Raw genomic sequence first — 13,701 nt, 5'->3', positions numbered from 1 at the left:
GCGCAGCTTCGCCCGGTCAGGCGCTCTGCCCTCGCAGTTCTGCCAGCCCGGATTCCGCCCGGATGATGTCCGTATTGCGGCGCGCCATCATGCGGCCGTAGTTGGGGCTTTCCTGCTCGCGCGACCGCTCGCGGTGCCACAGGTGGAAGACCTCGGTGGCACAGAAGCCGCGCTTGCGCCGTACGCCTGCGTTGTAGAGGCGCACGGCTAGGTCGGCATCTTCATGGCCCCAGCCGACGAAGCTCTGGTCGAAGCCGTTCACACGCTCGAAATCGCGGCGCCAGACGCCCAGGTTGCAACTCTTGATGCCGCGCAGGCTGGTGTCCTTGAACGTACGCGGCACCGGCAGCCCCGGCACCAGCAACGGCAAGAACTTGTTGATGCGGCCCGCACGCCAGGCCCCGAACCAGTACGCGCGGTCCTTCAGATGGATGTCGACCTGCTGAGCCACAACCTCGCGCGTCAATTCCTCGTCCAGCAGAATGCGGCTGCCGGACAGCAACCGCCCCGGCTCGGCCAACGCGCGATGCCGGGCGACAAAGTCAGGACGCGGCACGCAATCGCCATCGAGAAAGACAAGGTAATCGGCCTCCGTTGCCAGCACGCCGCGGTTGCGAATTTCAGCGGCGCGAAAGCCGTCGTCAGGATGCCAGACGTGGCGCAACGGATACGGCGCCGCCTTGGCCGCGGCCTCCACCGCCACCCGCGTGTCATCGCGCGAACCATCGTCCGCGACAATCACGTCGAAGGCTTGATCTGTTTGCGCACCGCAACCGGCCAGCACGCGGGCGAGCGCGTCCGGCCGGTTGTACGTCGTGACAATGAGAGCGATACGGCGCGGCCGATCAGCGTTTGCCATGACGGTGCAGCATCATCAGCTTGACGTAACGGTAGTAGGTGCCTTCGGCGTTCGATACGGCCAGCATGAAGCCCTCCGCGCCGTCCAGGAACCCGCGCTGAATGATGTACGTGCGGATGAAGGCCCAAAGCCCGTGGCCAATCGCGCTGCCCAGCGAGGCGCGCTTGCCCTTGGCAAAGGCTGCTGCCGCACCGGCGGTCGAATAGTCGTTGGCCTTGTCGAGCGCGGCCCGCAGGTCGGGGATCGAGTAATGGATGATCGGTGCGCGGAAATCGCCCACCGTACCCTCGAAGACGAGATGCGAGTGCACCGGCGCATCGAAGAACGTCACCAACTCGCGCTTGAAGAAGCGGCGGATGCGATCGGGCCACCAGCCCGAATGTTTCATGAAGCGGCCGCAAAAACTCGAACTGCGCGGCATCGAATATACGGTGTGCGAGCTGCCCGATTCCAGTACGGCGATCATCTCGGCGCGCAGCTCAGGGCTGATGCGCTCGTCGGCATCCAGCGAGAGCACCCAATCGGTACGGGCTTCGCGCAAGGCGCGGTTCGACTGTTCGCCGTAGCCGGGCCAGTCGGTCTCGAACACGCGCGCGCCCAGTTGCCGGCAGATGTCCTGCGTGCCGTCGGTGCTGCCGGAATCGAAGACGATGACGTCATCCGCCCAGTCGCGCACCGAGCGGATGCAATCGCCGATGTCAGCGGCTTCGTTCTTGGCGACGATGATGACGGCGAGCGTGGCTCGATTGGATGCAGACATGCGGAAGCGATCTCAGAGAACAGGGTTGGCGCCAAGCTCCTGCCGACGCCGATGAATATGCGCGGTGAACACGGCCACCATCACGCTGTAAAACACCACGGTCTGCGCGATGATGAACATCACCTCGGTCAAACCAAACAACATGAAGCCGACGCACAGTGTGAGGCCCATTGCACCGGTAGTGCGCAGGATGCGGTCATCGCACTGCGCGGCACGCAGGAAGTACATGGAAGGCACCAGATAGAGCGCCAGCAATGCGCCGATGCCCAGCACGCCAAGCGTGGCGCCATTGTATAGAAACTCGTTATGGGCATGCTCGAAGGCGGTGGCCTCCTGCGTGATCACACCCTCTGCGTGAAGGGCCTTCAGCGTCGGTTCAAACCGCCCCCTGCCTACGCCGGCCAGCGGGTGGCGCTCCAGCATCATCGTGGCGGCCTTCCACAACTGGAAGCGAATACCGACCGAGGTATTGGTTTGGCCCGCTTGGTAGGCGCGAATATCGTTCGTTGCTTGATCAAAGCGCGTGCGAACGATGGTGGAGGACGCACACACGGCAGCCAACAAGGCAAAGAACACTAGCAAAGCCGTCACACGCTTCTGCCAGCTCACATGCCGCAGCGTCGCCACGGCAATCAGCAGCAGCACCGGAATCGCGATCCAGCCACCGCGGGACTGCGACAGGTACGACGCGTAAAGCCCGCCCCCGCCAGCCACCACGCGCAAAGCGACGAGCGGCCAGCCGTCTTCCTTGGACCAGCCAATCGAAATCAACGAGAACAAACCCATCAGCAGTGACAGATTCCCGAACGGGATCGCGTTGGCAAACGCCCCGACCCTATCTGCTCGCGCCACGCGCAATTCGAGATACGCCCAGACCACCGAAGCGAGTGCCCCCGCAACACAGCCCCACTGCACCCTCTGCAGCTGCTTGGGCGACAATTGCAACAGCACAAACAGCACAAACCCGATCAACCAGAGCCGGCCATAAGCAAACGGCACACTGCGCGGCGCTGCAGGATTCAGCAGCGCACTGATCAGCATTGCCGTCGGCATGGCCGCCATGGCGAGGATCAGCCGACGGTGCTCGCGCCACATCGCACGCAGTCGGCCCATGATCTCTGCGGGCGAAGCCAGCATCGACCCGAACGCCGCAATCAACAACAGCGTGAAGGCCAGAAACGCAGCACCGGTCACTGACAACATGAAGGCCGGCAGGATGACGATCCCGAGCACAGCCAGTGCCACCGGCATGCTGGACACCAGCATCCGGCTACGTTGCATCAAGCCACCCATCGCGCTGCCTCCGCGCCGGGCGCCAAGGCAAGCAAGGCGTCGATGTGCGCCGCGATGCCCGGGTCGTAACGCAGGTGTTCGCGCGGATTCGCCAAGCGTGCCTGGCCCGCTTGCGCACGCGCCACAGCCGCCTCGATCGTGCGCGCCAGCGTGGCCGGATCGTTCACGTCGAACGTGGGCGCGCCCTCGTCCGAGATGACCTCCGTGCAGGCGATATTGCTCGCCAGCACGGCGGGGGTGCCGCACAGCACAGACTCCACCCCGATCAAACCGAACGGCTCGTAATGCGAGGCAAGAATCGTGTAGTCGGCCGCGCGATAGACGTTCTCGATGTCCTTGCGATAACCGAGATAGCGGATGTTGGGCGAGGACGACGACACCGGCCGTCCGATCACCGCCAACTGCACGGGGAGATCCGTCTTGGAGAAAAACGCCTCCAGCAACGGATACCCCTTGCGCTTGTGGCTGGATGAGGGAAACACGAACGTGACCCGGCCCTTGGCGAAGCCGAGTTCGTCACGCAGGCGCTGACGCTCGACCTCGTCCACGGGCGAAAACTTGGCCTCGCTCACCGGCGGGTACACCGTCTTCACTTTGGCGGCGGGGATGTCGTAGTAATCGAGCACCTCCTGCGCCATCAGCTTCGAGTGCGCGACGATCACGTGCGAGCGCACGTAATCACGGCGCTCCAGTTCGATCTGCTGGCGATCCCAGAATGCCGCGTCCTTGGGAAAGCTCTTGAGGTAGCCGATGTGCGTACCACCGCAGATGGCAATGTCCGACGCGCCGGTGCGGTTGCAGCCGATCATCAGGTCAATATGCTCGCGCTTGGCCAGATGGCGCACCAGCCAGCCGAAAACGTGGTCATTGAGTTTGCCCAGCTTGCGCGTGGGCAGTGCGACGGCCTTGACTTGGCTGTACTCCGGAAGCGCCTTGTCCACCATCTTGGCGAAGAACACGGGACGGATGGCGCGCTCGTGCAAGCCGCGCACCAAGTCCATCGCGTAGCGCTCGCTTCCGCCGCTGTAGCCCAGCGCGTTGCACGAGATTCCGACGTTCATGGATGCTCTAGTAGATATCGTATGAAGACTGTAGTCATGCCAGGCCCGTGCCCGGCGATGGCACCCCTGCGCCATCTTCGAACTACTCGTAGACCGTCGCCACGTTCTCGGCATCCAGCGCCTGGCGCAACGCCGCAATCGCGTCCTCGCTGGGCACGATGCGCCACGCATCGCCTAGCACGGCTTCGCAGCGGGCCTGCTCGCAGACGTAGCTGATGCGCACCGAGACGCCATTGCCATCGGCCGCCACATGCGGCGCGAGCAAATCGCGCAGCTTGGCCGCCGTCGAATCGCCATTCATGGATAGACGAATCGCCCGTGCAAACTTGGCACGCGCCTGCGTCATATCCATGACGGATTCGGCCGTGACGCGAACGCCGCCAGTGAACATGTCGTGACGGGCGCTGCCCTGCACGATCAGCACTTCGTCTTCCTTGAACAGCGCACGGTTCGCTTCGTAGACTTCGTTGAAGACCGTTACTTCCGTGGCTTCGCTGGCGGAGCCGTCATCGAGCATGACGATCAGCATCTTGCCGCGCTGGGTCATCTGCGTGCGCTGGCCGACGATGACGCCGGCCACGGTCTTGTTGCGCGCGTCGCGATTGCCCCCCCAGCCACCACCCGCGCCACCGCCGCCGTTGCCCTTGCTCGTCACTTCCTGGGCGAGATCGGCCAGCGTGGTGCGCGCAAAGCGGCGCACTTCTTCGCGGCATTCGTCGAACAGGTGGCCGGACAGATAGAAGCCCAGCGCCTGCTTTTCTTCCTGCAGCTTGCGCTTGGTGGTCCAGGCCGGCTCGTCGACGAGTTCCGGGCGATGTGCTTCGGCATCGTCGCCGCTCATCAGATCGAAGAGCGAGACTTGGTTGGCAGCGGCGGCCTTCTGCTCGGCGGCTTCCATGGCTAGGCCGATCGAGGCGAGCAATTGCGCGCGATTCTCGTTGAGGCTGTCGAAGGCACCGGCGCGCACCAGCGCTTCGATCGTGCGACGGTTCACCTGGCGACGATCCACGCGCTCACAGAAGTCGAACAAGTCCTTGAACGGGCCGTCTTCGCGCGCGCGCAGGATGTCTTCGATGGCGCCTTGCCCGCTGCCCTTGATACCACCCAAGCCGTAGCGGATGGTCTTCGCATCGGTGGGCGCAAAGCGGTACTGGCTCGCGTTGATGTCGGGCGGCAGCACCTTCAGGCCGTTCTTGCCGACCGCGTCGTCATACAGGATCTTCACCTTGTCGGTGTCGTCCATGGCGAGCGACATGTTGGCTGCCATGAATTCGGCCGGGTGATGCGCCTTCAACCACGCGGTGTAATACGCCAGCAGCGCATACGCCGCCGCGTGCGACTTGTTGAAGCCGTAGCCCGCGAACTTCTCCATCAGGTCGAAGATTTCGTCGGCCTTTTCGGTGGTCAGACCATCCTTGGCGGCGCCGTTGCGGAACAGCTCGCGGTGCTCGGCCATCTCTTCGGGCTTCTTCTTACCCATCGCGCGGCGCAGCAAGTCGGCGCCGCCGAGCGAGTAGCCGCCCACGATCTGCGCCATCTGCATCACCTGCTCCTGGTAGACCATGATGCCGTAGGTCTCCTTGAGCACCGGCTCGACGCGCGGGTCGGGGTACTCCACCTTCTCGCGGCCGTGCTTACGCGCGCAGAAGCTGGGGATCAGGTCCATCGGGCCCGGGCGATACAGCGCCACCAGGGCGATGATGTCCTCGAAGCGGTCGGGCTTGGCGTCCTTCAGCATGCCCTGCATGCCGCGGCTTTCCAGCTGGAACACGGCGACCGTATTGGCCGTCTTGAGGATGTCGAACGCCTTCTTGTCCGTCAGCGGAATTTGGCTGCAATTCCAGTCCGCCTTCGATGGATCGAGCATGCGGATATAGCGCTCGGCCCAATCGAGAATCGTGAGCGTGGTCAGGCCCAAGAAGTCGAACTTGACCAGGCCGACGGCTTCCACGTCGTCCTTGTCGTACTGGCTGACGACGCCGGCGTCTTCCCCACCCTGCGTGTAGAGCGGGCAGAAATCGGTCAGCTTGCCAGGGGCGATCAGCACCCCGCCGGCGTGCATGCCGACGTTACGCGTCATGCCTTCCACACGCTGGGCAAGTTCCAGCAGCTGTTTGACTTCTTCTTCGTTGGCTTCGCGCTCGGCCAGCAGCGGCTCTTCCTTTTTGGCCTCTTCCAGCGTGACGAGCTTGCCCGGCTTGAACGGGATCAGCTTGGCCACGCCATCGACGAAGTTGTAGCCGAGGTCGAGCACGCGGCCCACGTCACGCACCGCGGCCTTGGCGGCCATGGTGCCGAAGGTGGCGATCTGCGAGACGGCGTCCTTGCCGTACTTTTCCTTCACGTACTGGATGACGCGGTCGCGGCCGTGCTGGCAGAAGTCGATGTCGAAGTCGGGCATCGACACACGTTCCGGGTTCAGGAAACGCTCGAACAGCAGGTTGTACTTGAGCGGGTCCAAGTCCGTAATGCCCAGCGCATACGCCACCAGCGAGCCGGCACCCGAGCCCCGGCCCGGCCCGACCGGCACGCCGTTGTTCTTGGCCCAGTTGATAAAGTCCGCCACGATCAGGAAGTAGCCCGGGAAGCCCATCTTGATGATGGTGCCGGTCTCGAATTCCAGGCGTGCGTAGTACTCGGGCCGCTTGGATTCGCGTACCGCCTCGTCGGGGAACAGCACCTCCATGCGCTTTTCCAGCCCTTCCTTGGCGAGGTGGACGAGGTAATCGTCCAGAGACATGCCATCGGGCGTCGGGAACAGCGGCAGCTTCGGCTTGCCCAGCTCCAGCGTGAGGTTGCAGCGCTGCGCGATCTGCACTGCGTTGGCCAGCGCGGACGGGATGTCGGCAAACAGCGCGCACATCTCGTCCTGCGTCTTGAAATACTGGTCGGTCGTGAAGCGGCGGGCGCGGCGCGGGTTGGCGAGCAACTCGCCTTCCGAAATACACGTGCGCGCCTCGTGCGCCGTAAAGTCGTCCGGCGTCATGAACTGCACCGGATGCGTGGCGACCACCGGCAGTTGCATTGCCGAGGCCAGTTTCACCGCCTGCTGGATATACACCTCGGTACCGGCGTGGCCGGCGCGTTGCAGCTCGATGTAGAACGCGTTGGGGAAAACGCGCGACCAGTTCGTCGCCAGCTTGCGTGCCAAGGCGTCGTTGCCGTTGGCCAGCGCCATGCCGATGTCGCCGCCCATGGCGCCGGACAGCGCCAGCAGGCCGGACGCCAGTGGCGCATCTTCCACGCCAGGTTCGTCGAACCACTCGGGGGCGATTTCAGCCCGGCCGCGGTGCTGGTTGGACAGCCATGCCCGCGCCAGCAACTGGCACAAGTTCAGATAGCCCTGCCTGTTGCGCACCAGCAGCAGCAGGCGGCTGGGCTTGTCGCGCTCGTCGTGATTGGTGATCCACACGTCGGCGCCAACGATGGGCTTGATGCCCTTGCCGCGCGCTTCCTTGTAGAAGCGCACCAGGCCAAAGGCGTTGGCGAGGTCGGTGAGCGCCAGGGCGCCCATGCCATCTTTGGCGGCGGCCTTGACGGCATCGTCGAGGCGGACATTGCCATCGACGACGGAATATTCGGAATGGAGACGGAGGTGGACGAAGCGCGGCGAATTCATCCGCGTATTGTACCGGGTGACACCTTCCGCAAAGCATTTGCCCCGGGTTCGATTGACCATCGACAACCCCGTGTGGCCGCAGGGGCGGCTATAATTTCGGCTTACGAATCAACGGGTTACCCAAGGCGCCAAAAACCGGCGCGGCAGCACATGCAGATCGTCAACATTTCCGCTTACAAATTCGTCACCCTCGATGACCGCGAGACCCTGCGCCCCGCCCTGCTGGCCGAGTGCCAGGCACGCGAGCTGAAGGGGACCGTGCTGCTGGCCCCCGAGGGCATCAACATCTTCCTGGCTGGTTCGCGTGAGGCGATCGACGGCATCGTCGGCTGGCTGCGCGCCGACCCCCGCTTTGCCGATCTGAACCCGAAAGAAAGCATCTCGGACCACCAGCCGTTCCGCCGCCTGCTGGTGCGCATGAAGAAAGAGATCATCACCATGCGCCACCCGCTGATCCGCCCGGAAGAGGGTCGCGCGCCGTTTGTCACGCCCCCGGACCTCAAGCGCTGGCTCGACCAGGGCCACGACGACGAAGGCCGCCCCGTGGTGATGCTCGACACGCGCAACGACTACGAAGTCGCCGTCGGCACGTTCAAGAACGTTGTCGACTACGGCATCAAGAAGTTCACCGAATTCCCGCCCGCCATTGCCGCGCACAAGGATGACTTTGCCGGCAAGACCGTGGTGTCGTTCTGCACGGGCGGCATCCGCTGCGAAAAGGCCGCCATCCACATGCAGGAGATCGGCGTGGAGCGCGTATATCAGCTCGAAGGCGGCATCCTGAAGTACTTCGAGGAAGTCGGCGGCGATCATTACGATGGCGATTGCTTCGTCTTCGACCACCGCACGGCGCTCAACCCCGAGTTACTACCGGCCGGCCCCAAGCAGTGCTTTGCCTGCCGCGCCGTGGTGACGCCGGAAGAGCAGCAATCGGCCGACTACGTCCCCGGCCAGCGCTGCCCGCACTGCGCCCTCCACCAAACCCAGGCCGCCGCATGAAGCGCCTGGCTGCCGCCCTCATCGCCACCCTGCTCTGCCTGGTAGCACTGGGCGGCTGCTCGACCAGTTGCGCGGGCGGGTCCAACCGCGGCATGTTCTGCGGAACGGGCACGCGATTCTGACGCACACGCGAGCAATAAAAAACGCCGGACATGCCGGCGTTTTTCTTTTGCGCGAACGGAGCTTACTGACGGCCACGCACGAACTGGTTGGTAATGGCGACGACGCGCTCGCCGAACAGCTTGGCGGTTTCCAGGTCGCCGGGCAGCGGGCCTTCTTCGGGGCTCGCGTCCGACGGCGATTGCGCCAGCGCGCCACCAAAGCCCGCCAGGTAGTTGATGTCGTTGCGGGTGGCGGCCTTGCTGTTGGCCGGCATCATGCCCGTGCCCACCCAGATCATTCCGTGCTGCTGCGACAGCGTCCACAGGTACTGGATCGACGAAAATTTGTCGCCGTTCATCGACGCCGAGTTCGTGAAGCCCGCGGCAATCTTGTCCTTCCACGCGCCCGTGAACCATGCCTTGGACGACGCGTCAGCAAATTTCTTGAAGTCACCCGAGACGCCGCCCATGTACGTCGGCGCGCCAAAGATGATGGTGTCGACACCGGCCAGCAGCGCCCAGGTGTCGTCATTGACGTCGGTGACCGAGATCAGGTGCGCCTCGGCGCCGGCGTTCTGCACGCCCGCAAACACGGCCTCGGCTTGCTTCTTGGTGTGGCCATAACCGCTGTGATAAACGACTGCAACTCGTGCCATGGGAATCCTCTTGTGGTTGGGGTAACGACGGGGAATGACGAGAACAAGAAAAACGGCGCACACAGCGTGCGCCGTCAACATTACGGCAAATCGAACACCAGCACTTCGCTGTCTTCGCCACCTGAGAGCGTCACCACCGTTTCGCTGGTGAGCTTGGCGGCATCGCCCCCGACCAGCGTACGGCCGTTGACACTAATCTTGCCCCGCACCACGTGCACATAGGCACGGCGGCCCTCGGCGATAGGCAACGTGGCGGTTTCGGCGCCGTCAAACTTGCCGGCGTACAGGGCCATGTCCTGATGCACCTTGACCGAATCGTCACGGCCATCGGCGCTGGCGATCAGGGCGAGCTTGCCGCGCTTGGCCGACTCGTCGAAATGGCGCTCTTCATAACCCGGCGTGAGGTTCAACTGCGCGGGCAACACCCAGATCTGCAGGAAATGCGTGGTCTGGTCCTGCGCATGGTTGAACTCGGAGTGACGCACGCCTGTCCCAGCCGTCATGCGTTGCACGTCGCCGGGGCGCAGCACGCTGCCGTTGCCCATGCTGTCCTTGTGCGCCAGCTCGCCGTCGAGCACATAGCTGATGATTTCCATGTCGCGATGGCCATGCGTGCCGAAGCCCATGCCGGCGGCGACGCGGTCTTCGTTGATGACGCGCAGCGGCCCGAACTGGACATGTTCCGAGTCCATGTAATCGGCAAACGAGAAGCTGTGATACGACTTCAGCCAGCCGTGGTCTGCGTAACCGCGGTCTTCCGAGGGGCGGATTTCAATCATTTTGATGAACCTCCTATCCAAATCACTGCGTTGATGTGTGAATGGTACGCAGATTGGCTATAGTTGCGCGGTACGTCTTTGATTCATACCATCAAAAAATCTGAACATGGCGCTATCACTCGAATCTCTGGAAGTGCTGGATGCGATCGAACGCAAAGGCAGCTTTGCTGCCGCCGCCCATGAGCTCGGCAAAGTGCCATCGGCGCTCACCTATGTGGTGCGCAAGCTCGAAGACGATCTCGACGTGCTGCTGTTCGACCGCCGGCGCCATCGCGCAGAACTCACCCCTGCCGGCCGCGCGCTGCTTGATGAAGGCCGCCATCTGCTCCAGGCCGCCGATGAACTGGCCCGTCGCGTCAAGCGCCTGGCCACTGGCTGGGAAGCCACGCTGACCATCGTGGTGGATGACCTCATGCACTTTCGCGCACTCATGCCTGTGATCCAGGATTTCTACGCCGAGAACACCGCCACGCGCCTGCGCTTCTGCCGCGAGGTGCTGGCCGGTACGTGGGATGCCCTGCTGTCGGGCCGCGCGGATTTGCTGATCGGACCGGCACAGGCGATGCAAGTCCAGGGCCTGCAAACGCGTACGCTCGGGACCATTCCGTTCGTATTCGCAGTGGCTGCACATCACCCGCTCGCACAGATGGAAGAGCCGCTGCCTGCGGCGGCCATCACGCGCCACCGCATCGTTGCCGTGGGGGATACGTCACGCAGCCTGCCAGCGCGCACCATCGGCATCATGGCCGGCCAGGACACGCTGGTGGTGCCGTCCATGGCCGACAAGGTGCAGGCACAGATTCGCGGCCTGGGCTGCGGCTGGTTGCCGGTGCCGCTGGCGCAGCCGTATCTGGATTCCGGCGTGCTGATCGCCAAGACCACCACCGAAGACGACCGTGCCGGCACCTTTCAGGTGGCCTGGCGCAACAATATGCGCGGCAAGGCACTGCAATGGTGGGTCGACAAGCTCGACGACCCGCGCCTAGCGCAAGCCCTGCTGATGCAGTAGCCGGATCGATCCTCCACAATAGCCGTATCGGCATCCGTGCCTGGAGTTCTGCGTTGTCCCAAGCCAATCTCGAATTTCCGGAATCCACCTCCGCATCACGTGGCCCGTACCGTGGCCGCTTTGCGCCGTCGCCCACGGGCCCGCTGCATATTGGCTCGCTGGTCACCGCGCTGGCGAGCTGGCTCGATGCGCGCGTACACGGCGGTACGTGGCTCGTGCGCATCGAAGACATCGACTTCCAGCGCAACGTGCCCGGCGCAGACCGCGACATCCTCGCCACGTTGGAGGCACTGCAGCTGATTCCCGACGAAGCGCCGCAGTGGCAGAGCACGCACCTGTCGCGCTTCGAGCAGGCGCTGGAGCAACTGCAAGCCGTCGGCAGCCTCTACCCGTGCGGCTGCACGCGCCGCGAGATCGCCGATTCCGTCACCACCATCGATGCCAACGGCCGCCTGCGCCACCAGACGCTGATCTATCCGGGCACCTGCCGCAACGGCCTGAACGGCCGTCAGCCGCGCGCCTGGCGCGTGCGCGTGCCGGACGCGGATGCCGCCACCGTATGCTTCAACGACCGCTGGCAAGGCACGCAATGCCAGAACCTGGCCGAAACCGTGGGCGACTTCGTGCTCAAGCGCGCCGACGGCATGTGGGCGTATCAGATTGCAGTGGTGGTAGACGATGCCACGCAGGGCATCACCGACGTGGTGCGCGGCGCAGATCTGCTCGACTCGACGCCGCGCCAGATCTATCTACAACAGCTGCTGGGGCTGCCCGCCGTGCGCTACTTGCACGTGCCCGTGGTGGTGAACGCGGATGGGGAAAAGCTCAGCAAGCAGACCGGCGCGCGCGCCATCAACCGCAGCCAGCCGCTAACCGCACTGATTGAAGCGGCCCGGCACCTGGGGCTGGAGATTCGCGCGGGGGAGATGGAAACGTTCTACCGGGAAGCCGTCCCGGCATGGGCCAACCGCGTTGCACGGTTGACCCCGGCGGCACGCATGTTGTGAACATCGGCCGCCGTTCTGCTGCGTTGATTTAACGCTTGCGCGGTACGCCGCCGAGCAGCGCAGCAATGGGGCGCTTGGCGCTGCGCGGGTGGCCTGCCGCTTGCGCCGGCTTGGCGGCCTCTGCCGATTCAGCAGGCGCCGTCGATTCGTACGGACGATTGAAGAACGGATCATCCGACGGACGGAATGCCGGGCGCACGATCGTGTGATCCAGCACGCGGGCGCCGTTGCGCTCGTCGCGCTCGCGGGCGCGGCGGACTTCGCTGCGGGCGCGCTTTTCATCGCGCTCGCGGCGTTCGCGGTCACGGGCCTGTTCACCGGTGGGGTCGAAATCAACCAGTTGCTCGCGCGGCAGGTTGCGCTTGATCAGCTTTTCGATGTCCGCCAGGAAACGCTCATCGCCCGGCGCGAACAGCGACAGCGCATCGCCAGACGCACCGGCACGGCCCGTGCGGCCGATGCGGTGCACGTAGTCTTCGGCATTGAACGGCAGGTCGAAGTTGATCACGCACGGCATCTGCGAGATGTCGAGCCCGCGCGCAGCCACGTCGGTCGCGACGAGCACATCGACGGTACCTTGCTTGAACGCTTCGAGCGTCTGCATGCGCTCGGTCTGCGTCTTGTCGCCGTGGATAGCGTTGGCGTTGATGCCTTCACGCTCCAGCGCACGCGCCAGGCGCGAACAGCCGATCTTGCTGTTGGAGAACACGATGCACTGGCGCGGCAGGCCTTGATCCGCACGCTGCTTCAACAGGTGCACAAGCGCGGCCTGCTTGTGGTTGTCCGGCACGGTGTAGATGACCTGGCGGACGTTCTCGGCCGTGGCGTTGCTGCGCGCGACTTCAATCGTCTGCGGATGGCGCAGGTAGCTTGAAGCCAGCTTCTTGATCTCGGGCGAGAACGTGGCCGAGAACAGCAGCGTCTGGCGATGCGCCGGCAGCAGGTTGATGATGCGCTGCAAGTCGGGCAGGAAGCCCATGTCGAGCATGCGGTCAGCTTCGTCCAGCACGAGCATGCGCACTTGCGAGAGGTTCACGCTGCGTTGCTGCACGTGGTCAAGCAGACGGCCCGGCGTGGCGACAAGGATTTCCACGCCGCGGCGCAGTTGCTCGGTCTGCGGGTTCATGTCGACACCGCCGAACACGACCGCGCTGCGCAGCGCCGTGTACTTCGCGTACTTGGCGACGTTGTCGTACACCTGGTCAGCCAGCTCGCGCGTGGGCGTGAGGATCAGCGCCCGCACCGGGTGGCGTGCCGGCGATGCGCTCGTGTTGGCGTCAGGCAGCAGATTGTGGATGATCGGCAGCGAGAAGCCGGCGGTCTTGCCGGTGCCGGTTTGCGCGGCGCCCATGACGTCGCGGCCGGCGGTGACCACCGGAATGGCCGCCGCCTGGATGGGCGTGGGCTTGGTGTAGCCGCTTTCGGTCAGCGCGCGGAGGACGTCCGGATGCAGGCCGAAGCTGTCGAACGTCACCGATTCATTGGCCGGCGCTTCAGACGCTTCAGACATCGTTGCAGTATTCATAGGGGAGATGCGGCATGCCGAGGGGCATGGCAG

General features: G+C 64.2%; 11 protein-coding genes. 3 read left to right on the top strand and 8 right to left on the bottom strand.

The features are described 5' to 3' along the window. Positions 1–16 precede the first annotated feature (16 nt). From NG900_RS24135 to dnaE, 5 genes are all read right to left on the bottom strand, one after another. A complete protein-coding gene (locus tag NG900_RS24135; RefSeq protein WP_252684532.1) occupies positions 17–859 on the bottom strand; it encodes a glycosyltransferase family 2 protein in 843 nt (280 codons plus the stop codon). Continuing rightward, the gene (locus NG900_RS24130; protein WP_252684530.1) at positions 846–1,619 is read right to left on the bottom strand and encodes a glycosyltransferase family 2 protein; all 774 of its coding nucleotides are present in this window, start codon (positions 1,617–1,619) and stop codon (positions 846–848) included. Before NG900_RS24130 ends, NG900_RS24135 begins: the two co-directional genes overlap by 14 nt. 12 nt (positions 1,620–1,631) lie before the next feature. Next, positions 1,632–2,900: an O-antigen ligase family protein gene (locus tag NG900_RS24125; protein WP_252684528.1), complete on the bottom strand. Its 1,269-nt coding sequence runs from the start codon at positions 2,898–2,900 to the stop codon at positions 1,632–1,634. Continuing rightward, positions 2,900–3,973 (bottom strand): glycosyltransferase family 4 protein, encoded by a 1,074-nt coding sequence (locus tag NG900_RS24120; RefSeq protein WP_252684526.1) that lies wholly within the window; start codon positions 3,971–3,973, stop codon positions 2,900–2,902. The genes NG900_RS24125 and NG900_RS24120 overlap by 1 nt, the downstream gene beginning before the upstream one ends. An 82-nt stretch (positions 3,974–4,055) precedes the next feature. Continuing rightward, positions 4,056–7,592: a DNA polymerase III subunit alpha gene (gene dnaE / locus NG900_RS24115; protein WP_252684524.1), complete on the bottom strand. Its 3,537-nt coding sequence runs from the start codon at positions 7,590–7,592 to the stop codon at positions 4,056–4,058. Positions 7,593–7,742: 150 nt separating this feature from the next. Here dnaE and NG900_RS24110 point away from each other — a divergent pair, with 150 nt between their 5' ends. Next, complete coding sequence (locus NG900_RS24110; RefSeq protein ID WP_252684522.1) at positions 7,743–8,591, top strand: sulfurtransferase; 849 nt, start codon at positions 7,743–7,745, stop codon at positions 8,589–8,591. A gap of 184 nt (positions 8,592–8,775) precedes the next feature. Here NG900_RS24110 and NG900_RS24105 read toward each other — a convergent pair whose 3' ends face one another. Beyond that, positions 8,776–9,348, bottom strand: coding sequence for a flavodoxin family protein (locus NG900_RS24105; protein WP_252684520.1), 573 nt, complete (start codon positions 9,346–9,348; stop codon positions 8,776–8,778). An 80-nt stretch (positions 9,349–9,428) separates the two neighbouring features. Continuing rightward, positions 9,429–10,127 carry a pirin family protein gene (locus NG900_RS24100; protein ID WP_252684518.1) on the bottom strand — a complete coding sequence of 233 codons (699 nt, stop codon included), beginning with the start codon at positions 10,125–10,127 and terminating at the stop codon, positions 9,429–9,431. 106 nt (positions 10,128–10,233) lie between these two features. Between NG900_RS24100 and NG900_RS24095 the strand changes: the two genes are divergently transcribed. Both NG900_RS24095 and gluQRS read left to right on the top strand, forming a co-directional pair. Next, on the top strand, positions 10,234–11,136 hold the full coding sequence (locus tag NG900_RS24095; RefSeq protein ID WP_252684516.1) for a LysR family transcriptional regulator: 903 nt from the start codon (positions 10,234–10,236) through the stop codon (positions 11,134–11,136). Between the two features lie 53 nt (positions 11,137–11,189). After that, entirely contained in the window at positions 11,190–12,143 is a 954-nt protein-coding gene (gene gluQRS / locus NG900_RS24090; RefSeq protein ID WP_252684514.1) for a tRNA glutamyl-Q(34) synthetase GluQRS, read from the top strand. Between the two features lie 28 nt (positions 12,144–12,171). Here gluQRS and NG900_RS24085 read toward each other — a convergent pair whose 3' ends face one another. Further along, entirely contained in the window at positions 12,172–13,653 is a 1,482-nt protein-coding gene (locus tag NG900_RS24085; RefSeq protein ID WP_420804182.1) for a DEAD/DEAH box helicase, read from the bottom strand. Between the last annotated feature and the right edge of the window lie 48 nt (positions 13,654–13,701).

This window comes from Ralstonia soli (assembly GCF_023955655.1).
GTDB lineage: Bacteria > Pseudomonadota > Gammaproteobacteria > Burkholderiales > Burkholderiaceae > Ralstonia > Ralstonia soli.
The sequence above is the reverse complement of the archived record's forward strand: the minus strand, read 5'-3'. Positions and strand labels throughout refer to the sequence as shown.